A 19,591-nucleotide genomic window follows, 5' to 3' on the forward strand; every position below is an offset into this window, starting at 1 on the left:
TTCAGCGACGCCGCAGGTCAGCGACCCGGGAAGCGGTTCGTTCGCCCGGTTGGCCGCCCTCTGCGAGCACCGAGGCGGCACTGCGCAGTTGGGGGCCGCGGCGCGGCCCCGGCAGGTTGACGTCCCGTCGCGGCTGGCGCCCCGCCGGAGCCGTTTCGGCAGCCGCACCGCCACTGCCGCCGCCCGTGACGGTGATCTGGACGCCCCGGTCGGCGAGCGCCTGGAGTTCGGTGGCGGCCCGGTCGTCGTGCGCGGGCGGATCGTCGGTGACGAGCCGGGTGATCACATCGGTCGGCACCGTCTGGAACATGGTGTCGGTGCCGAGTTTGGTGCGGTCGGCGAGGACCACGACCTCCGCGGCGGCCTGCACCAGGGCCCGGTCGACGCTGGCCGACAGCATGTTGGAGGTGGACAGACCGCGTTCGGCGGTCAGCCCGCTCCCGGAGAGGAAGGCCCGGGACACCCGCAGCCCCTGGAGGGACTGCTCGGCCCCGCTGCCCACCAGGGCGTAGTTGGAACCGCGCAGGGTCCCGCCGGTCATCACCACTTCGACCCGGTTGGCGTGGGCGAGGGCCTGGGCCACCAGCAGCGAGTTGGTCACCACCGTCAGGCCCGGGACCCGGGCGAGCCGGCGGGCCAGCTCCTGGGTGGTGGTCCCCGCCCCCACGACGATGGCCTCGCCCTCCTCGACGAGGCCCGCCGCGAGATCGGCGATCGCCGTCTTCTCGGCGGTCGCGAGGTGGGACTTCTGGGGGAAGCCGGATTCCCGGGTGAATCCGCCCGGCAGTACCGCACCGCCGTGGCGGCGGTCGAGGAGTCCTTCTGCCTCCAGTGCCCGTACGTCCCGCCGTACGGTCACTTCGGAGGTCTGGACGACGCGGGCGAGCTCACGGAGCGAAACGGCTCCGTTGGCGCGCACCATTTCGAGAATCAACTGACGACGTTCTGCAGCGAACACGAAACTGACAGTAACCCCAACGACCATCTGCTTTCAGCAGTTTGCGGCGAAGAGCGGAAGTTGTTCGCACAGGACCACGCACAGTGGTATAAACCCCGATCGCCCCGCATCGCACCGGGTGGGTCGCACCCGGTGCCGACCGGCGGAACTCAGCCCTCGCCCTCCGACTTGCGGGTCTGGAGCTGGCGCGCGACCTCGGCGATCGACCCGGACAGCGAGGGGTACACCGTGAACGCGTTGGCGATCTGCTCCACGGTCAGGTTGTTGTCCACGGCGATGGAGATCGGGTGGATCAGCTCCGAGGCACGGGGGGCCACCACGACGCCGCCGACCACGATGCCGGTGCCCGGACGGCAGAAGATCTTCACGAAGCCGTCCCGGATGCCCTGCATCTTCGCCCGGGCGTTGCGCAGCAGCGGCAGCTTGACGACCCGGGCGTCGATCTTGCCCGCGTCCACGTCGGCCTGGGTGTAACCCACCGTGGCGATCTCGGGGTCCGTGAAGACGTTCGAGGAGACCGTCTTCAGGTTGAGCGGGGTCACCGCGTCGCCCAGGAAGTGGTACATCGCGATGCGTCCCTGCATCGCCGCCACCGAGGCCAGCGCGAACACGCCGGTGACGTCACCGGCCGCGTAGACGCCGGGCGCGGACGTCCGGGACACCCGGTCCGTCCAGATGTGGCCGGAGTCCTTGACCCTGACGCCCGCCTCCTCCAGGCCCATGCCCTGGGAGTTGGGGATCGCGCCGACCGCCATCAGGCAGTGCGTGCCGGAGATGACCCGTCCGTCCGACAGGGTGACCTCCACCCGGTCGCCGACCCGCTTGGCGGACTCGGCGCGCGAGCGGGCCATGACGTTCATGCCGCGCCGCCGGAACACGTCCTCCAGGACGGCCGCCGCGTCGGGGTCCTCACCGGGCAGCACCCGGTCCCGGCTGGAGACCAGGGTGACCCGGGAGCCCAGGGCCTGGTAGGCGCCCGCGAACTCGGCGCCGGTGACGCCGGAACCCACGACGATGAGTTCCTCGGGCAGTTCCGCCAGGTCGTACACCTGCGTCCAGTTGAGGATGCGCTCCCCGTCCGGCTGCGCGTCGGGCACCTCCCGGGGGTGCCCGCCGGTGGCGATCAGCACCGCGTCGGCGACGAACCGCTCCTCGGTGCCGTCCGCGGCGGTGACCACGACGGTACGGCTGCCGTCCGCCGCCTGCCGCCCCTCCAACCGGCCGCGACCGCGCACCACGCGGGCGCCGGCCCGGGTGACGGACGCGGTGATGTCGTGCGACTGCGCCAGGGCGAGTCGCTTCACCCGACGGTTGACCTTGCCGAGGTCCACGCCCACGACACGCGCGGGCGTGTCCACGTGGGGGGTGTCATCGGCGACGATGATCCCCAGTTCCTCGTACGACGAGTCGAAGGTGGTCATCACCTCGGCGGTCGCGATCAACGTCTTCGACGGCACGCAGTCGGTCAGCACCGACGCTCCGCCCAGACCGTCGCAGTCGGCGACGGTCACCTCCGCGCCCAGCTGGGCGGCAACCAGCGCCGCCTCATAGCCGCCGGGCCCACCACCGATGATCACGATCCGAGTCACGTCCCCCATTGTCCCGCACGCTTCAAAACCCGCGCCTCCGGGGGGCCGGCTGCCGCAGCCTCCCTCTTCAGAGGGGCACTTCCGGTACGGGAGGGGCAGATGGCGCGGCTGCCGTACCCTCGACTCCATGTCGCTCTACGCCGCGTACGCCGGCAATCTCGACGCGCGGCTCATGACGCGCCGCGCACCGCACTCGCCGCTGCGCGCCACAGGATGGCTCAACGGCTGGCGGCTGACCTTCGGGGGTGAGCACATGGGCTGGGAGGGCGCTCTCGCGACGATCGTCGAGGCGCCCCGGTCGCAGGTCTTCGTCGCCCTGTACGACATCGCGCCCATGGACGAGGACTCCATGGACCGGTGGGAGGGGGTCGGGCTCGACATCTACCGCCGGATGCGGGTGCGGGTGCACACGTTGGACGCGGAGGAGCCCGCGTGGGTGTACGTCTTGAACGGGTACGAAGGCGGGTTGCCGTCCGCCCGGTACCTCGGGGAGCTTGCGGACGCCGCTGAATCGGCGGGGGCGCCTCACGATTACGTCATGGAGCTCCGTAAGCGGCCCTGCTGAGCGCTGCGCGGGGGTGCCGGTCCGCTGCGCTGGGCTCGGGGTGCGGTGTTCCGCTGGCGTGCGTTGCGCTTGTGCGCAGTTCCCCGCGCCCCTATCGGGTGCGACTTCCGCTGCGCGGTGCTCTGCGGGTGCGGTGTGGTTGCCCGCGCCGTTCCCCGCGCCCCTTCGGGACGCTCCGGTGGGGGTGCGTTGTGCTGTGCGGTGCGCTGTCGTCATCCGCGCCGTTCCCCGCGCCCCTTTGGGGCGCTCCGGTTGCCCCCGGCGGGTGGGCCCCGTCAGGGGCGCGGGGAACTGCGCGAGCAACCACAGCGGACCGCCACTTGACGGACCAGGCGAGGGCGCCCGATCAAGGGGCGCGGGGAACTGCGCAGACCGACAGCGCACCGCACCCCCACGGAACCGGGGACGGAAACAACCAGGCAACGATCGAAGCGCGCTCGAAGATTAGGTCTACGCGCGTAGGCGAAATCGAGCTACGCTCATGCGCGTGAACGCATCTCTTCTTCCGGACGACATCCAGGGCGACCCGCACACCGCCGCGGACACCGCCGCAACCCGCCTCCGCGAGCTGACGGGCGCGGACTCCCACGACGTCGCCCTCGTGATGGGCTCCGGCTGGGCCCCCGCGGTCGACGCCCTGGGCGAGCCCGAGCACGAGTTCCCGGTGACGGACCTCCCGGGCTTCCCGCCCCCCGCCGTGGCGGGTCACGGCGGCCGGATCCGTTCGTACCGGATCGGCGAGAAGCGCGCCCTGGTCTTCCTGGGCCGCACCCACTACTACGAGGGCCGCGGCGTCGCCTCGGTCGCGCACGGCGTGCGCACCGCCGTGGCCGCCGGCTGCAAGACGATCGTCCTCACCAACGGGTGCGGCGGTCTGCGCGAGGGCATGCGCCCCGGTCAGCCGGTCCTGATCAGCGACCACCTCAACCTCACGGCGACCTCCCCGATCGTCGGCGCGAACTTCGTCGACCTCACGGACCTGTACTCGCCGCGGCTGCGCGCCCTGTGCAAGGAGATCGACCCCTCCCTGGAAGAGGGCGTCTACGCCCAGTTCCCCGGCCCGCACTACGAGACGCCCGCCGAGATCCGGATGGCCCGCACCATCGGCGCCGACCTGGTCGGGATGTCCACCGTGCTCGAGGCCATCGCGGCCCGCGAGGCGGGCGCCGAGGTGCTCGGCATCTCCCTGGTGACCAACCTCGCCGCCGGCATGACGGGTGAACCCCTCAACCACGAGGAGGTCCTCCAGGCCGGTCGGGACTCCGCCTCCCGGATGGGCACTCTGCTCGCCCAGGTGCTGGACCGCATCTGACAGCGTGGGCACCACCCACCCCGGACACCGAGAGGCACAACCGTGCAGCACGACGAGCTGATCACCCGCGCCCGGACCTGGCTGGCCGAGGACCCCGACCCGGACACCCGGGACGAGTTGGCCGACCTGCTGGCCCGGCTGGACGGCCCGGACGCCCCGGCAGCCGTCGCCGAACTGGCCGACCGCTTCAGCGGCACCCTCCAGTTCGGCACCGCGGGGCTCCGCGGTGAGCTGGGCGCGGGCCCCCAGCGGATGAACCGTGCCGTGGTCATCCGCGCCGCAGCGGGCCTGGCCGCGTACCTGCGGGACGAGGGGCACGCGGACGGCCTGGTGGTGATCGGCTACGACGCGCGCCACAAGTCGGCGGACTTCGCCCGGGACACGGCCGCCGTCATGGCGGGTGCCGGACTGCGCGCGGCCGTGCTGCCGCACCCGCTGCCCACCCCGGTCCTCGCGTACGCCATCCGTCACCTCGGGGCGGTCGCGGGCGTCGAGGTGACCGCCAGCCACAACCCGCCCCGGGACAACGGCTACAAGGTCTACCTGGGCGACGGTTCGCAGATCGTGCCGCCGGCCGATGCGGAGATCGCCGACCGCATCGCGGCGGTGGCCGCCCTCGCGGACGTGCCGCGTCCGGACGGCGGGTGGACGACCCTGGGCGACGAGGTCGTGGCGGCGTACCTGGCCCGGACCGACGCGGTCCTCGCCCCGGGCTCCGCACGCACCGCGCGCACCGTCTACACCGCGATGCACGGCGTGGGCAAGGACGTCCTGCTGGCCGCGTTCGCCCGGGCGGGTTTCCCCGCTCCGGTGCTGGTCGTCGAGCAGGCCGAGCCGGACCCCGACTTCCCGACCGTCGCCTTCCCCAATCCGGAGGAACCGGGTGCGATGGACCTCGCCTTCGCGACGGCCCGCGCCGCCCGCCCGGACCTGGTCATCGCCAACGACCCGGACGCGGACCGCTGTGCGGTGGCCGTCCCGGACGGCGCCGACGGCGACTGGCGGATGCTGCGCGGCGACGAGGTCGGGGCGCTGCTCGCGGCGCACCTGGTCCGTCGGGGCGCGACCGGGGTGTTCGCCGAGTCGATCGTCTCCTCGTCGCTGCTGGGCCGCATCGCGGCGGCGGCCGGCGTCGGGTACGAGGAGACCCTGACCGGGTTCAAGTGGATCGCCCGGGTGGAGGGTCTGCGGTACGGCTACGAGGAGGCGCTCGGGTACTGCGTCGATCCGGAGGGCGTCCGGGACAAGGACGGCATCACGGCGGCGCTGCTCATCACGGAGCTGGCCTCGGAGCTGAAGGAACAGGGGCGCACGCTCCTGGACCTGCTGGCCGACCTCGCGGTGGAGCACGGTCTGCACGCCACCGACCAGCTCTCCGTCCGGGTGGCGGACGTGTCGGTGATCGCCGACGCCATGCGGGCGCTGCGCGCGCACCCGCCCACCGCGCTGGCGGGCCGGCCGGTGCTCCGGGCCGAGGACCTGACCGAGGGGACGCAGGCGCTGCCGCCGACCGACGGTCTGCGTTACTCCCTCGACGGCGCCCGGGTGATCGTGCGGCCCAGCGGCACCGAGCCCAAGCTGAAGTGCTACCTGGAGGCCATCGTTCCGGTCGCCTCCCACGAGGACCTGCCCCGGGCCCGTACCGAGGCGGCGGCCGTGTTGGCGGAGCTGAAGCGGGACCTGGCGAAGGCCGCGGGCATCTGACGGCGGACCCGGTTCCGGTGACCGGGGGGTCGGTGCACCGGAACCGGGCCGATCAGGGCCCGGCCGTCCCGGTCCGCAGCCCGCGCACGGACAGCGGGGCGCTCCACTGCCGGTGCCCGGCGGCGGACAGCGCCCGCAGGGCGGTGAGGGACTGTTCCAGGGCGGTGGCGTCGACCCCGGCGTCCCGGGCCGCCGCGATCATGTTGCCCACCCCGGCCACCTGGACGTCGATGCCCTGGGTGAGCGCGGGCGCCGTGCCGTGCGCGGCCTCCGCGTCGATCTCCTGCGCGAAGGCGGGCATCAGGGCGGTCATGCCGGTCAGCCAGGGCACCAGGAGGTCGGTGAAGGCGGCGGCACCGCCCCCGGGGCGGGAGGTCGCCATGGCGACGGACAGGTGGAAGCCCTCGAACATCAGCTGCATGCCGCTGAGCAGCGCCAGGTCGTAGAGCGGGGCGAGTCCGATGTCGGCGCCGAGGTGGTGGGCGGCGCCGAGGACCTCCAGGTCGACCCGCCAGTCGGCGAACGCCTCCGCGGGGCCGCTGTAGAGCACGAACGCCCCGGGCGTGGCGACGGTCTGCGGTACGGTCATGATCCCGCCGTCCAGGTAGGCGGCCCCCGTCGCCGCGATCCACTCGGCAAACGCGGCGGCCTCGGCGGGCGAGCCGTTGGTGAGGTTGACGAGCGTCCGGCCGCGCAGTTCGTCGGCCACGGGTTCCAGCACGTCCCGCACGCTCGCGTAGTCGAGCAGGCAGACCACCACCAGCCCGCTGGCCCGCAGCGCCGCCCGGACGTCCGCGGCCCGCAGGGCGCCCCGTTCGACGAGTGGGTCCGCCCGGGCCGCCGTCCGGTTCCACACCACGGTCCGCCGCCCGGCGCCGAGGAACGCCCCGGCCAGCGCCGCTCCCATGTCCCCGAGTCCCAGCACGCTGACGTCTCCCCGCACGGACGCCGTCCCCGCCCTCATCCCGTGGCCCTCTCCCTCGTCGGTCGCCGTTGCCTCCACCTTGGTGGTGGCCGGCAGGGGGATCAAGAACGCACTTTGAAGTGAGGAACTCACCGGAAGGTTCGTGTGGACGGGCGTTTCAGGAACTCACGGACCGGCTCAGGCGTCATCGGGAACATGCGGGAGCACGGGCAGAACGAGCAGAAAGAACACTTCCCCTTCGGGTTCCGGCCCGAGGGGGGAGGGGCTGCGGAAGCGGATGAGGCTGACAGCACGGACGAAGCAGTCGAAGCGGACGGCGGCGGGGGCGGGCAGCACCCCTACAGCCGGTCGAGTTCCGTGGCGGGGTGCGTGATCGCCGTCGTGGCGGGGGCCGTCGGGTTCGCGGTCTGGCTGCACGGCGCGGCTCCGGGGGTGAGCGGGGCCTTCGAGGGCGAGCGGGACCTGAGTCTGGTGTACGGGGAACTGCCGCTGATGCTGTTCGGCGTGCCGGCGCTGACGCTGGCCGCCTGGTCGCTCGTGGGCACCGCGCTGCGGCACCGGGCCGCGCACCTGCCCGGTGCGGCGACCCTCGCCGCCTCGCTCACGGCGGCCCTGCTCGCCCTCTCCCTGGTGTCCTGGGCCTGTCTGCTGTGGTTGGAGTCCCGGGTGGAGCCGTTCGTGGGCCAGGGCTGGTGAACCGTGCTCGGGCCCGGGCCACCCGGCCCCCGGGCCCGGAGGTGGTCGGGTGGGGCAGAATCGTTGGTATGACGAGTTCCGATCGCCCCACGCCCGCGCCGTCCTCACCGGGGACGCCGGCGGAGCCCCCGGTCAAGGACCGGGTCTTCCGGTCCTCCGCCGGTATCGCGGGCGGCGTGCTGTTGCTGGCGCTGGGCGCCTGGCTGGGCGTGGACGCGGTGGCCCACGGGGAGGGCAATGCCCCCTGGATGGCGCTGGCGGCGCTGTTGTTCCTCGTCCCGCTGGTGGTGGCGTACACGATCCGGCCGGCGGTGTTCGTCAACGACGACCGGCTCCGCGTCCGCAACCCGTTCCGGACGATCACCCTGCCGTGGAGCTGCGTGGGCAACGTCCGGGCCGGCTACTCCAACGAGGTCTTCGACGACGCGGGCGTGAAGTACCAGTTGTGGGCTCTTCCGGTGTCCCTGCGGGCCCGGAAGAAGGCGGCCCGGCAGCAGAGCAGGGCGGCGATGGACGACCCGTCGGGGCGCACCTCGTTGACGGCGTCACCCGTCCGGTCCCCGTCCGACCAGATCGTCGAGGACCTGCGGGAGCTGGCGGAGCGACGCAGCGGCGCCGAGTCGGCGCAGGGGCGGCCCGTGGTGCGCTGGGCGTACGAGGTGCTGGCCCCGTCGGCGGCGGGCGCGGTGTTGCTGGCCGTGCTGCTGGCGGTCACCTGAGCCACGGGGCACGAGCGAAGGGGCACGAGCGAAGGGGCACGAGCCGCGAGCCAGGAGCCACGGACACGAGTCGCTGGGTGCGCAACCGACGCCCCGCCATGACGATCATCACCTTAAGTGATGAATCCGGTGCGGAATGCGAGCTCTCGTGCTTGAGCGCTCCGGCATCGGGCAGAACCTCCCGGAAGCACCCGTTCCGGAGAGGAGTGACGTGCGCACCAACGTTCTCACCCGGCTCCGCGCGCGCTGGCGACCGAGCGCGGACCCCTCCGCACGGCCACGGGCCGACCGCGCCCGCCGCCAGCCCCCCACGTCCGGCACCCCCGTGTTCACCGCCGACTTCACCTCCACCACCCAGTGGGTGGCGGGCCGCTCCTGGGCGTATCCCGACGGCGGCCCCACCAACCCGGGCGACGACAAGCTCGACTACCTGGTGGCCGACCCCTCGTACAGCCGCACCGGCACCTTCCGGGCGACCCGCCGGCTGGAGGGCCTGTGGAACGCGGGGCTCCTGACCACCGAGGGCAGCGAGGAGGGCTTCACGGTCCGGGCCGGGGACGTGCTGGAGGCCCGGGTGCGCCTACCGGTCGAGACGGGCGCCTGGCCCGCGATCTGGACCTGGCGCGACGGGGGCCAGGAGATCGACGTCTTCGAGTACCACCCCGACAACCCGGACCTGCTGGAACTCTCCAACCGGGTGCGCGGGGGCTACCGCTACCACCGCGACCCCTCCGTCGGCCCCGGCCGGTGGGTCGACCTGGCGGTGGAGTTCGGCACCTGGTCGGTGGTGTGGTGGGTGAACGGGGAGCGCGCGTACACCGACCGGCGCGGGGTGGGGTGGCGGTGGTACGCCCACCTCATCGTGAACCTGTCCGTCTGCGCGGGCCGCTACCACCCGGCGCCGGACCCCGGAACCTCGGCGATGTCGTACGAGGTGGCCCACCTGCGGGTGTACCGCCCCTGAGCCGACGGCCCGGATCGGGCACGCCCCCGCCCCGATCCGGGCTCGTCCTACACCTGACCGACCCCGTCCCCACGACCTTTACCTCCCGACCTGTACAGCTACTACGCGCGTAGATATGCTCAGCTCGTGACCATGCCCACGATTCCGCCCCCAGCGCCGACGGCCACCGGTCCCCTCAGCCCGACCGGTCCAGCCGCCCGCACCCCGGACGACCACCCCCTCGCGCACGTCACCGCATCGGACACGGCCCTGCGCGGCTTCCTCCACGGCCTGCCCGGCGTGGACGCGGTGGGCCTCGAAGCCCGCGCCGCCGCCCTGGGCACCCGTTCGATCAAGACGACGGCGAAGGCGTACGCCATCGACCTGGCGATCTCGATGATCGACCTGACGACCCTGGAGGGCGCCGACACCCCGGGCAAGGTCCGGGCCCTCGGCGCGAAGGCGGCGCACCCGGACCCGACGGACCCCGCGACCCCGAAGGTCGCCGCGGTCTGCGTGTACCCGGACATGGTGGAGACCGCGAAGGCGGCCGTCACGGGGACCGGGGTCAGGGTCGCCTCGGTGGCCACCGCCTTCCCGGCGGGCCGGGCCGCGCTCGACGTGAAGCTCGCCGACGTGCGCGACGCCGTCGCGGCGGGCGCCGACGAGATCGACATGGTCATCGACCGGGGCGCCTTCCTCTCCGGGCGCTACCTGAAGGTGTACGAGGAGATCCGCGCCGTGAAGGAGGCCAGCGGAGCCGCCCGGCTCAAGGTCATCTTCGAGACGGGCGAACTGTCGACGTACGACAACATCCGCCGCGCCTCCTGGCTCGGGATGCTCGCCGGCGCCGACTTCATCAAGACCTCGACCGGCAAGGTCGCCGTGAACGCCACCCCGCCGAACACCCTGCTGATGCTGGAGGCGGTCCGTGACTTCCGGGACCGCACCGGCGTCCAGGTCGGAGTGAAGCCCGCCGGGGGCATCCGCACCACGAAGGACGCGGTCAAGTTCCTGGTCCTGGTGAACGAGACGGTGGGCGGGGACTGGCTGGACAACGACTGGTTCCGGTTCGGCGCCTCGTCCCTGCTGAACGACCTGCTGATGCAGCGCCAGAAGCTGGCGACCGGCCGCTACTCCGGCCCCGACTACGTGACGGTGGACTGATCACGATGACAAGCATGTTCGCGTACGCGCCCGCGCCCGAGTCGCGCGCGGTCGTCGACCTCGCGCCCTCGTACGGCCTGTTCATCGACGGCGAGTTCGTCGACGCGGCGGACGGCCGGGTGTTCAAGAGCGTGTCGCCGTCCACGGAGGAAGTGCTCTGTGAGGTCGCGCAGGCCGGCGAGGCCGATGTGGAACGCGCCGTGAAGGCGGCCCGCAAGGCGTTCGGGAGCTGGTCGGCGCTGCCGGGCGCCGAACGGGCGAAGTACCTGTTCCGGATCGCCCGGATCATCCAGGAGCGCAGCCGTGAACTGGCGGTGCTGGAGACCCTCGACAACGGCAAGCCGATCCGCGAGACCCGCGACGCCGACCTGCCGCTGGTCGCCGCGCACTTCTTCTACTACGCCGGCTGGGCCGACAAGCTGGGCCACGCGGGCTACGGCCCCGACCCGAAGCCGCTGGGCGTCGCCGGCCAGGTCATCCCGTGGAACTTCCCGCTGCTGATGCTGGCGTGGAAGATCGCCCCGGCGCTCGCCACCGGCAACACGGTCGTCCTGAAGCCCGCCGAGACCACCCCGCTGTCGGCGCTGTTCTTCGCGGACATCTGCCGTCAGGCGGGCCTGCCCAAGGGCGTCGTCAACATCCTCCCCGGCTACGGGGACGCGGGCGCGGCGCTGGTCGCGCACCCGGACGTGAACAAGGTCGCGTTCACCGGCTCCACGGGCGTCGGCAAGGAGATCGCCCGCACGGTCGCCGGCACCGCCAAGAAGCTCACCCTGGAGCTGGGCGGCAAGGGCGCCAACATCGTCTTCGACGACGCCCCGATCGACCAGGCCGTCGAGGGCATCGTGAGCGGCATCTTCTTCAACCAGGGCCAGGTCTGCTGCGCGGGCTCCCGGCTGCTGGTGCAGGAGTCGGTGCACGACGAGGTGGTCGACGCGCTGAAGCGCCGGCTGACCACGCTGCGCCTGGGCGACCCGCTGGACAAGAACACCGACATCGGTGCGATCAACTCCGCCGAGCAGCTCGCCCGGATCAGCGCCCTGACCGAGCGCGGCGAGGCGGAGGGCGCCGAGCGCTGGACCGCGCCCTGTGAGCTGCCGTCCGCCGGCTACTGGTTCGCGCCGACCGTCTTCACGGGCGTGACCCAGGCCCACACCGTCGCCCGGGACGAGATCTTCGGCCCGGTCCTGTCGGTGCTGACCTTCCGCACCCCGGACGAGGCCGTCGCCAAGGCCAACAACACCCCGTACGGGCTCTCGGCCGGCATCTGGTCCGAGAAGGGCTCGCGCATCCTCGCCGTGGCGAACCGGCTGCGGGCCGGGGTCGTCTGGTCCAACACGTTCAACAAGTTCGACCCCACGTCGCCGTTCGGCGGCTACAAGGAGTCGGGCCACGGCCGCGAGGGCGGCCGTCACGGTCTGGAGGGGTACCTCGATGTCTGACAACGGCCGGCTGGGCGTCTTCAAAACCTACAAGCTGTTCGTGGGCGGCAAGTTCCCCCGCAGCGAGAGCGGACGGGTGTACGAGGTGACCGACTCCAAGGGCGCCTGGCTCGCGAACGCGCCGCGCTCGTCCCGCAAGGACGCCCGGGACGCGGTGGTCGCCGCCCGCAAGGCGTTCGGGCCGTGGTCGGGGGCGACCGCGTACAACCGGGGCCAGATCCTGTACCGGGTCGCCGAGATGCTGGAGGGCCGCCGGGAGCAGTTCGTCCGGGAGGTCGCCGAGGCGGAGGGCCTGTCCAAGGCGAAGGCCGGCGCCCGGGTGGACGCCGCGGTGGACCGCTGGGTCTGGTACGCGGGCTGGACCGACAAGATCGCCCAGGTGGCGGGCGGCGGCAACCCGGTCGCGGGCCCGTTCTTCAACCTGTCCTCGCCCGAACCGACGGGCGTGGTGGCCGTGCTGGCACCGCAGGACTCGTCGTTCCTGGGACTGGTGTCGGTGCTCGCCCCGGTCATCGCGACCGGCAACACCGCCGTGGTGGTCGCCAGCGAGCGGGCCCCGCTGCCCGCGCTGTCCCTGGGTGAGGTGCTGGCCACCTCCGACGTGCCCGGCGGCACGGTCAACGTGCTGTCCGGCGGGACGCGGGAGATCGCCGCCCCGCTCGCCGCCCATGCCGACGTCAACGCGATCGACCTGACGGGTGCGGATGGTGCGCTCGCGACGGAGTTGGAGGTCGCGGCGGCCGACAACCTCAAGCGGGTGCTGCGGCCCCGTGCCGAGGACTGGTCCGCCGATCCGGGCACCCGCCGGTTGACCGCGTTCCTGGAGACCAAGACCGTGTGGCACCCGACCGGTTCCCTCGGCGCATCCGGCTCCTCCTACTGACCGGCCCCACCCCGTAAGGACCCCTGCGGGTGCGTGGTGGTTCTACGCAGTTCCCCGCGCCCCTATCGGGGCGCCCTGGCTCGCGTGCGCTGGCACGTGCGGCTGCACTGTGGTTGCTCGCGCAGTTCCCCGCGCCCCTATCGGGGCCGCTCTGGCCCGCGTGCGCTGGCACGTGCGGCTGCACTGTGGTTGCTCGCGCCGTTCCCCGCGCCCCTGTCGGGGCGCCCTGGTGCAGGTGCACTCCGCCTGCCACCGGCCGTAACCCACACGGGCCCGATAAGGGGCGCGGGGAACTGCGCGAAGACGACCGCGCACCCGCACGGGACAGCGGACCCGAGCCGGATCGGGCCCCGATAGGGGCGCGGGGAACTGCGCAGAACCACCACGCACCCGCACGGGACAGCGCACCCGCAGGGGCCGCGGTCAGCGCGTGAGCAGCCCGGTGACCTGACCGACGACCGGCAGGTCACTCAGCGAGTCCCCCCGGGACAGCGGCGCCGTGAGCGCCGTCGTGGACAGCGGCTTGAAGTCCGCGACCTGAGTGCCGACCCCGTTGGCCAACGGATCGACCCCGGTCTTCGCGAGCGGGTTCACCTGAAGCGCGGTGAGCGGCCCCGTGACGTAGCCCACGGTGTCGGTGAGGGCCCCGGTGGCGGCCCGTGCGTCGAGTTCACCGACCGGCGTGGGCACGGCGCCGGGGGCCGCGGCGGCGCTCGTCGCACCCGCGCCGCCCGCCAGGGCGACCGCGCCGAGCACGAGGCCCGCACGCAGCAGCGCCCGCGGGGTGGTGGGGGTCTGACGGGACGGATGGACCTGGTGACGTGCCATGAGTGCCGCCTGGGATGCGAGATGCGTAATCAAGGACTCACGAAGCGTAGTTGAGTGGGCGGGCGGGCCGCAAAGTCGACCCGCGGGGGTCGGCCGGCGCCACCGGATGCCGCACACTGGACTCTCGTGAGTTCTCTTCCCGACATACCCCCGTCACCGGCCCGTGTGGTGCTGCTCACCGGGCCCTCCGGTTCCGGAAAGTCGTCGTTCGCCGAGCGCTGCGGGCTGCCCGTGCTGTGCCTCGACGACTTCTACAAGGAGATCGACGACCCCACCCTGCCGCTCGTGCCGGACACCTCCGACGTGGACTGGGACTCGCCCCGCTCCTGGGACGCCGACACGGCGCTGGCCGCGCTGGCCGAGCTGTGCACCACGGGACGGACCGGGGTTCCGGTGTACGACATCTCCACGAGTTCCCGTACCGGGGTCAAGGAGGTGGACCTGGCCGGGGCGCCGCTGGTCATCGCCGAGGGGATCTTCGCGGCGGAGATCGTCGGACGGTGTCGGGAACGGGGGCTCCTCGCGGACGCCATCTGTCTGCGGGGCCGCCCCGCGACCACGTTCCGGCGACGGCTGGTGCGGGACCTGCGGGAGTCCCGCAAGCCCGTCGGGTTCCTGTTGCGGCGGGGGTGGCGGCTGATGCGGTCCGAACGCGGGATCGTGGGGCGCCAGGTGCGCCTGGGAGCACACGCCTGTGGGCCCTCGGAGGCCGCGGCCCGGGTGGCCGGGGCGCTCGGCGCTGACACCTCGGTACGGACCGGCTGACGTCCGCCGGACACACGGAAGAGCAGGACCGAAAAGACCCCCCGGCCTTCGGTCCTGCTCTCACGGCCCCGCGGTGCCACCCCCCGGTGGTTGCCGCTCTCCCGTTGGGGCCGTTCCCCCGTGTCCCACCCCCCGGTGGGTCTCTCCCCCGTGTACCCCCCGTTCGCCCCGTGCCCCCCAGCACGGGCGGCCCGTCCCCCGACGGACCCGTACCACCGGCATCCCCCGCCGTGCGGCACTCCCTCGTCCCCCGTCGCTCCCGGACACCCGGCGCCGTCGCCACCCCCACAGTGGCCCGGTGCCGCGTCCCGGCAGCCCCGGTCGCGGTTAGGCGACCAGCTCCCCGAAGGACTCCTCCTCGTCACGGCCGAAGCTGAGGACCTCGTCCTCGCGCAGCCGGCGCAGCGAGCGCCAGATGCTGGACTTCACCGTGCCGACGCTGATGCCGAGTATCTCCGCGATCTCCGGGTCGGTGCGGCCCTCGTAGTAGCGCAGGACCAGCATCGTCCGCTGGAGTTCGGGCAGCCGGGCGAGCGCCTGCCACAGGACCGCGCGCAGTTCCGTGCCGCGCATCGCGTCCGTGTCGCCGGCCGTCTCCGGCAGCTCCTCCGTCGGGTACTCGTTGAGCTTGCGCCGCCGCCACGCGCTGATGTGCAGATTCGTCATGGTGCGGCGCAGGTAGCCGCCGACGGCGGCCTTGTCGCTGATCCTGTCCCAGGCCCGGTACGTGGAGAAGAGGGCGCTCTGGAGGAGGTCCTCCGCCTCGAAGCGGTCCCCGGTCAGGTGGTAGGCGGTGGCGTACAGGGAGGCCCGGCGTTCCTGGACGTAGGCGGTGAACGCCGCTTCGGCGTTCGCCTCCGACCTGACCTGCCGCTCCCCCGCGGCCGGTGCGGTCGCGCTGCCCCCGTGCGGCGTGTCGACCACCGTCATGTACGCGGTGTGCTGATGACGCCCGGTGCCGCGAGCGCACCCCCGCCCGCTCACGGCACCGGACTTGTCGCTGGAACCGTTCCCCCGTCCGCCGTCGTGAAGACGCGTGACGACCGCGCTCGCGTTGATGCTGTGCAGCTTGTTCATCTCGCGCCCCCCGTCGGTGCCGATCCGTGTTCCTTGCGATGACGAGAATCCTGCCGGGGGCACTTCATGACGTTGTCCGCCGACTGTCACAGCACTGTCACAGGGGTCCGGACGGCACGGCGGGGACCGGCTCGGGCCCACCCGTCGAAAGCCCGTGGCGCCATGGGACAGAATGGCGTCCGTGCCTTCCCTGTTGCTGATCGAGGACGACGACGCCATCCGTACGGCCCTGGAGCTGTCGCTGACGCGCCAAGGGCACCGTGTGGCCACCGCTGCCACCGGCGAGGACGGCCTCCAACTGCTGCGTGAACAGCGGCCCGACCTGATCGTGCTGGACGTGATGCTGCCGGGCATCGACGGCTTCGAGGTGTGCCGTCGCATCCGCCGCACCGACCAGCTGCCGATCATCCTGCTGACCGCGCGCAACGACGACATCGACGTGGTCGTCGGGCTGGAGTCCGGCGCCGACGACTACGTGGTCAAACCCGTGCAGGGGCGGGTGCTGGACGCCCGCATCCGGGCCGTGCTGCGGCGCGGCGAGCGGGAATCCACGGACTCGGCGACCTTCGGCAGCCTGGTCATCGACCGGGCGGCGATGACCGTCACCAAGAACGGCGAGGACCTCCAGCTGACCCCGACCGAACTGCGGCTGCTGCTGGAGCTGAGCCGCCGGCCGGGCCAGGCGCTGTCGCGGCAGCAACTCCTGCGGCTGGTCTGGGAGCACGACTACCTCGGGGACTCGCGGCTCGTCGACGCGTGCGTGCAGCGGCTGCGGGCGAAGGTGGAGGACGTCCCGTCCTCCCCGACGCTGATCCGCACGGTGCGCGGCGTGGGCTACCGGCTGGACACGCCTCAGTGACCGAGGAGCCCGGCGAGCGGGAGCGCACGGTCGATCGGGACGCCGCCGCCTCCCGCGGCGAGCAGCGGGCGGCCCGCGGCTGGGCGAGGGCCCGGCGCGCGGTGTCGGCGTCGCTGAGGTTCACCAGTCTGCGACTGCGGCTGGTCCTGGTGTTCGGTCTGGTGGCGCTGACGGCGGCGGTGGCGGCGTCCGGCATCGCGTACTGGCTGAACCGCGAGGCGGTGCTCACCCGTGCCCAGGACGCGGCGCTCAACGACTTCCAGCAGGAGATGAGCAACCGGGCGGGCATCCTGCCGGGCCGTCCCACCCAGAACGAACTCCAAGACACGGCCGGGCAGATGGCGACGAGCAGCCAGCGCTTCAGCGTGCTGCTGATGGCCGAGGACGCGGACGGCTCCACCGTCATCGGCAACTCCCACCTGGACGCGTTCACCCTGGACGACGTCCCGCGCTCGCTGCGGGCGGCCGTGGACAAGCAGCAGCCGCTGACCTCCACCAACCGGTCCCCGTACCACCTGTACTGGCAGCGGATCACGGCCGACGACGACACTCCCTACCTGGTCGCCGGGACCCGGCTGATCGGCGGCGGGCCCACGGGCTACATGCTCAAGTCCCTGGAGCCGGAGGCCAAGGACCTCAACTCGCTGGCCTGGTCGCTGGCGATCGCGACGGGGCTGGCGCTGATCGGGGCGGCGCTGCTCGCCCAGGCCGCGGCGACGACGGTCCTCAAACCCGTGCACCGGTTGGGCGCCGCGGCGAAACGACTCGGCGAGGGCAAGCTCGACACCCGGCTGCGGGTGTCCGGCACGGACGAACTGGCCGAGTTGTCACGGACGTTCAACCAGGCCGCGCAGGCCCTGGAGAAGCGGGTCGCCGAGATGAGCGCCCGTGACGAATCGTCCCGCCGGTTCGTGGCGGACATGTCGCACGAACTGCGGACCCCGCTGACCGCGATCACGGCCGTCACCGAGGTGCTGGAAGAGGAACTGGACGCGGAGACCGGCAGTGTGGACCCGATGATCGAGCCCGCGGTGCGTCTGGTGGTGAGCGAGACGCGACGGCTGAACGACCTGGTCGAGAACCTGATGGAGGTCACCCGCTTCGACGCGGGCACCGCCCGGCTCGTCCTGGACGACGTCGACATCGCGGACCAGATCACCGCCTGCATCGACGCCCGCGCCTGGCTGGACGCGGTGGACCTGGACGCCGAGCGCGGGATCATGGCCCGGGTCGACCCGCGCCGCCTCGACGTGATCCTCGCGAACCTCATCGGCAACGCCCTCAAGCACGGGGGTTCCCCGGTCCGGGTCGCGGTGCGCACGGAGGGCGGGGGCTCGGTGGGCGGCTCCGCGGCCACGGGCCCGGCACAGGCCACGGGCCCGGTGGAGGCCCACCACGCGGTGGACGTGCACGAGGCGGTGGACGTGCACGACGCGGACGCGTCGGAGGGCCCTGCGGTGCGCGAGGGGAACGTACTGATCGAGGTGCGGGACCACGGGCCCGGCATCCCCCTCGACGTCCTGCCCCACGTGTTCGACCGCTTCTACAAGGCGAGCGCGTCCCGGCCGCGGTCCGAGGGCAGTGGTCTCGGACTGTCGATCGCACTGGAGAACGCCCACATCCACGGCGGGGAGATCACCGCCGCCAACTCGGACGAGGGGGGCGCGGTGTTCACCCTGCGACTGCCGCGCGACGTCTCCGAGACGGACCCGGCCCGCGCCCCCGGGGTGCCCGGGGACCGGCAGGGGGGCGTGCGGTGACGGCGCGGCGACGACGGCTGACCGCGGGGATCGCGATGTCCCTGCTGGGGCTGGTGGCCTCGGCGTGCGGCATCCGGCCCACGGAGGTGCCGACGGACTTCGGGCCCGCCCCGTCCCGGGAGCCGTGCGAGGTGTCGGAGCCCGCCACGAGCAAGCAGTCCACGGGCGGCGTCCCGGTACAGGTGTTCCTGGTGTGCGCGGCGGAGCTCGTGCCGGTGGACCGGCGGGTGGAGCTGCCGGCGGGGCAGACCTCCGAGAAGGACCGCGGGCGGGTGGCGCGGGCGCTCCTCGACGAGTTGGGGCAGCGGGTGTCCCGGGCGGAGCGGCAGGCGGGGTACTCCACGGAAGTCCCGGACGGGGTGACCGTGTCCGGGCCGCGTGGCGGCGACCCCGACGACGCGTTGCGGCTCAGTGCGCCGGCGGAGGACCTGTCGCCGTTCGCGCTGGCGCAGCTCGTGTGCACGTTGGCCAACTCGGCGGCTGCGTCGCGGGACGGGCGGGTGATCCTGGGTGGGCCCGGGGTCGATCCGTTGCGTGCGTACGAGTGCACGCCTGAGGTTCGGGCGCGGCCCGCGCTTCACGAACCGCCCAGTACGGTTCTGGCGCCCGGCCCCTGAGGGTTCCCTGACGGGGGGTCCGGGGGCTCGGGGGCGATCCGCTTGGGCTTGCGGTGGCCTGGGGGGTGCGTGGTGCTTGCCCGCGGTGCGCTGCGCGGTGCCCTCCGCTTAGGCCGCGGTGCCCTGCGGGTGCGCGGCTCGGCACGGTGCGCTGCGCAGGGGTCCGTCCTGCGGACCGCGGTGCCCTGCGAGTGCGTGGTGGTTGCCCGCGCCGTTCCCCGCGCCCCCTTCGGGGCGCCCTCGTGCGGGTGCGCGGCTCGGCACGGTGCGCTGCGCGGTGCCCTCCGCTTAGGCCGCGGTGCCCTGCGGGTGCGTGGTGCTTGCTCGCGCCGTTCCCCGCGCCCCTTTCGGAGCGCCCTGGTGCGGGTGCGCGGCTCGGCACGGTGCGCTGCGCAGGGGTCCGTCCTGCGGACCGCGGTTCCCTGCGAGTGCGTGGTGGTTGCCCGCGCCGTTCCCCGCGCCCCTTTCAGGGCGCCCTCGTGCGGGTGCGCGGCACGGTGCGCTGCGCTGCGCGGTGCCCTCCGCTTGGGCCGCGGTGCCCTGCGGGTGCGCTGTGCTTGCTCGCGCCGTTCCCCGCGCCCCTTTCGGGGCGTCCTCGTGCGGGGCCTTCGGGGGCGTCTCGGTACGGGTCCCGTTAGGGGCGCGGGGAACTGCGCGGGTGAGCGCGACGGACCCGCCACCCGGCGAACAAGGCCAGGGCGTCCCGACCAAGGGGCGCGGGGAACTGCGCGGGTGAGCACGGCGGACCCGCCAGCCGGCGAACAAGGCCAGGGGACCCCGGG

General features: G+C 73.0%; 18 protein-coding genes. 13 read left to right on the plus strand and 5 right to left on the minus strand.

All coding sequences use genetic code 11. The features are described from left to right. Nucleotide 1 precedes the first annotated feature (1 nt). Both ACFV88_RS05460 and ACFV88_RS05465 read right to left on the minus strand, forming a co-directional pair. On the minus strand, nucleotides 2-985 hold the full coding sequence (locus tag ACFV88_RS05460; RefSeq protein ID WP_385486295.1) for a DeoR/GlpR family DNA-binding transcription regulator: 984 nt from the start codon (nucleotides 983-985) through the stop codon (nucleotides 2-4). Nucleotides 986-1,107: 122 nt separating this feature from the next. Further along, the gene (locus tag ACFV88_RS05465; RefSeq protein WP_385486297.1) at nucleotides 1,108-2,556 is read right to left on the minus strand and encodes an NAD(P)H-quinone dehydrogenase; all 1,449 of its coding nucleotides are present in this window, start codon (nucleotides 2,554-2,556) and stop codon (nucleotides 1,108-1,110) included. A gap of 118 nt (nucleotides 2,557-2,674) precedes the next feature. On the opposite strand from ACFV88_RS05465, the gene ACFV88_RS05470 reads away from it, so the two are divergent. The 3 genes from ACFV88_RS05470 (at nucleotide 2,675) to ACFV88_RS05480 (ending at nucleotide 6,128) form a co-directional block, all read left to right on the plus strand. Beyond that, nucleotides 2,675-3,112 (plus strand): gamma-glutamylcyclotransferase, encoded by a 438-nt coding sequence (locus ACFV88_RS05470; RefSeq protein ID WP_351240199.1) that lies wholly within the window; start codon nucleotides 2,675-2,677, stop codon nucleotides 3,110-3,112. A gap of 487 nt (nucleotides 3,113-3,599) precedes the next feature. Beyond that, nucleotides 3,600-4,424 (plus strand): purine-nucleoside phosphorylase, encoded by an 825-nt coding sequence (locus ACFV88_RS05475; protein WP_385486299.1) that lies wholly within the window; start codon nucleotides 3,600-3,602, stop codon nucleotides 4,422-4,424. A 42-nt stretch (nucleotides 4,425-4,466) separates the two neighbouring features. Then, nucleotides 4,467-6,128, plus strand: coding sequence for a phospho-sugar mutase (locus ACFV88_RS05480; RefSeq protein ID WP_385486301.1), 1,662 nt, complete (start codon nucleotides 4,467-4,469; stop codon nucleotides 6,126-6,128). A gap of 52 nt (nucleotides 6,129-6,180) precedes the next feature. On the opposite strand, the gene ACFV88_RS05485 is transcribed toward ACFV88_RS05480, so the two are convergent. Beyond that, nucleotides 6,181-7,158: an NAD(P)-binding domain-containing protein gene (locus ACFV88_RS05485; protein ID WP_385486303.1), complete on the minus strand. Its 978-nt coding sequence runs from the start codon at nucleotides 7,156-7,158 to the stop codon at nucleotides 6,181-6,183. Nucleotides 7,159-7,248: 90 nt separating this feature from the next. Here ACFV88_RS05485 and ACFV88_RS05490 point away from each other — a divergent pair, with 90 nt between their 5' ends. From ACFV88_RS05490 to ACFV88_RS05515, 6 genes are all read left to right on the plus strand, one after another. Then, nucleotides 7,249-7,749, plus strand: a complete 501-nt coding sequence (locus ACFV88_RS05490) for a hypothetical protein (RefSeq protein WP_385486305.1) — start codon at nucleotides 7,249-7,251, stop codon at nucleotides 7,747-7,749. A gap of 68 nt (nucleotides 7,750-7,817) precedes the next feature. After that, the gene (locus ACFV88_RS05495) at nucleotides 7,818-8,468 is read left to right on the plus strand and encodes a PH domain-containing protein (protein WP_385486307.1); all 651 of its coding nucleotides are present in this window, start codon (nucleotides 7,818-7,820) and stop codon (nucleotides 8,466-8,468) included. 325 nt (nucleotides 8,469-8,793) lie between these two features. Further along, nucleotides 8,794-9,432, plus strand: a complete 639-nt coding sequence (locus ACFV88_RS05500; protein ID WP_385486732.1) for a beta-glucanase — start codon at nucleotides 8,794-8,796, stop codon at nucleotides 9,430-9,432. A gap of 132 nt (nucleotides 9,433-9,564) precedes the next feature. Further along, entirely contained in the window at nucleotides 9,565-10,578 is a 1,014-nt protein-coding gene (deoC, locus tag ACFV88_RS05505) for a deoxyribose-phosphate aldolase (protein ID WP_385486734.1), read from the plus strand. A 5-nt stretch (nucleotides 10,579-10,583) separates the two neighbouring features. After that, entirely contained in the window at nucleotides 10,584-12,020 is a 1,437-nt protein-coding gene (locus tag ACFV88_RS05510) for an aldehyde dehydrogenase family protein (protein WP_385486309.1), read from the plus strand. Beyond that, complete coding sequence (locus tag ACFV88_RS05515; RefSeq protein ID WP_385486311.1) at nucleotides 12,013-12,903, plus strand: aldehyde dehydrogenase family protein; 891 nt, start codon at nucleotides 12,013-12,015, stop codon at nucleotides 12,901-12,903. The genes ACFV88_RS05510 and ACFV88_RS05515 overlap by 8 nt, the downstream gene beginning before the upstream one ends. Before the next feature lie 423 nt (nucleotides 12,904-13,326). Here the strand turns inward: ACFV88_RS05515 and ACFV88_RS05520 are convergent, their stop codons facing one another. Next, on the minus strand, nucleotides 13,327-13,731 hold the full coding sequence (locus ACFV88_RS05520; RefSeq protein WP_385486313.1) for a hypothetical protein: 405 nt from the start codon (nucleotides 13,729-13,731) through the stop codon (nucleotides 13,327-13,329). Nucleotides 13,732-13,857: 126 nt separating this feature from the next. Between ACFV88_RS05520 and ACFV88_RS05525 the strand changes: the two genes are divergently transcribed. Then, entirely contained in the window at nucleotides 13,858-14,496 is a 639-nt protein-coding gene (locus ACFV88_RS05525; RefSeq protein ID WP_385486315.1) for a uridine kinase, read from the plus strand. Between the two features lie 327 nt (nucleotides 14,497-14,823). On the opposite strand, the gene ACFV88_RS05530 is transcribed toward ACFV88_RS05525, so the two are convergent. Next, complete coding sequence (locus tag ACFV88_RS05530) at nucleotides 14,824-15,573, minus strand: SigE family RNA polymerase sigma factor (protein WP_385486317.1); 750 nt, start codon at nucleotides 15,571-15,573, stop codon at nucleotides 14,824-14,826. Nucleotides 15,574-15,754: 181 nt separating this feature from the next. Between ACFV88_RS05530 and afsQ1 the strand changes: the two genes are divergently transcribed. From afsQ1 to ACFV88_RS05545, 3 genes are read left to right on the plus strand one after another with little or no spacing between them, the layout of a single operon-like run. After that, nucleotides 15,755-16,432, plus strand: coding sequence for a two-component system response regulator AfsQ1 (gene afsQ1, locus ACFV88_RS05535; protein WP_385486319.1), 678 nt, complete (start codon nucleotides 15,755-15,757; stop codon nucleotides 16,430-16,432). Further along, complete coding sequence (locus ACFV88_RS05540) at nucleotides 16,429-18,192, plus strand: ATP-binding protein (protein ID WP_385486321.1); 1,764 nt, start codon at nucleotides 16,429-16,431, stop codon at nucleotides 18,190-18,192. Before afsQ1 ends, ACFV88_RS05540 begins: the two co-directional genes overlap by 4 nt. Further along, complete coding sequence (locus tag ACFV88_RS05545; protein ID WP_385486323.1) at nucleotides 18,189-18,809, plus strand: hypothetical protein; 621 nt, start codon at nucleotides 18,189-18,191, stop codon at nucleotides 18,807-18,809. The genes ACFV88_RS05540 and ACFV88_RS05545 overlap by 4 nt, the downstream gene beginning before the upstream one ends. Nucleotides 18,810-19,591 lie beyond the last annotated feature (782 nt).

Source organism: Streptomyces sp. NPDC059816 (assembly GCF_042732055.1).
Classification (GTDB): Bacteria; Actinomycetota; Actinomycetes; order Streptomycetales; family Streptomycetaceae; genus Streptomyces.

Excerpts from the sequence above, each read along its gene's own strand:
- ACFV88_RS05460 (WP_385486295.1), bottom strand. The coding sequence starts at position 985 with ATGGTCGTTGGGGTTACTGTCAGTTTCGTGTTCGCTGCAGAACGTCGT.
- ACFV88_RS05515 (WP_385486311.1), top strand. The coding sequence starts at position 12,013 with ATGTCTGACAACGGCCGGCTGGGCGTCTTCAAAACCTACAAGCTGTTC.
- ACFV88_RS05495 (WP_385486307.1), top strand. The coding sequence starts at position 7,818 with ATGACGAGTTCCGATCGCCCCACGCCCGCGCCGTCCTCACCGGGGACG.
- ACFV88_RS05520 (WP_385486313.1), bottom strand. The coding sequence starts at position 13,731 with ATGGCACGTCACCAGGTCCATCCGTCCCGTCAGACCCCCACCACCCCG.
- ACFV88_RS05530 (WP_385486317.1), bottom strand. The coding sequence starts at position 15,573 with ATGAACAAGCTGCACAGCATCAACGCGAGCGCGGTCGTCACGCGTCTT.
- ACFV88_RS05490 (WP_385486305.1), top strand. The coding sequence starts at position 7,249 with ATGCGGGAGCACGGGCAGAACGAGCAGAAAGAACACTTCCCCTTCGGG.
- ACFV88_RS05465 (WP_385486297.1), bottom strand. The coding sequence starts at position 2,556 with ATGGGGGACGTGACTCGGATCGTGATCATCGGTGGTGGGCCCGGCGGC.
- ACFV88_RS05510 (WP_385486309.1), top strand. The coding sequence starts at position 10,584 with ATGACAAGCATGTTCGCGTACGCGCCCGCGCCCGAGTCGCGCGCGGTC.
- ACFV88_RS05470 (WP_351240199.1), top strand. The coding sequence starts at position 2,675 with ATGTCGCTCTACGCCGCGTACGCCGGCAATCTCGACGCGCGGCTCATG.
- deoC (WP_385486734.1), top strand. The coding sequence starts at position 9,565 with ATGCCCACGATTCCGCCCCCAGCGCCGACGGCCACCGGTCCCCTCAGC.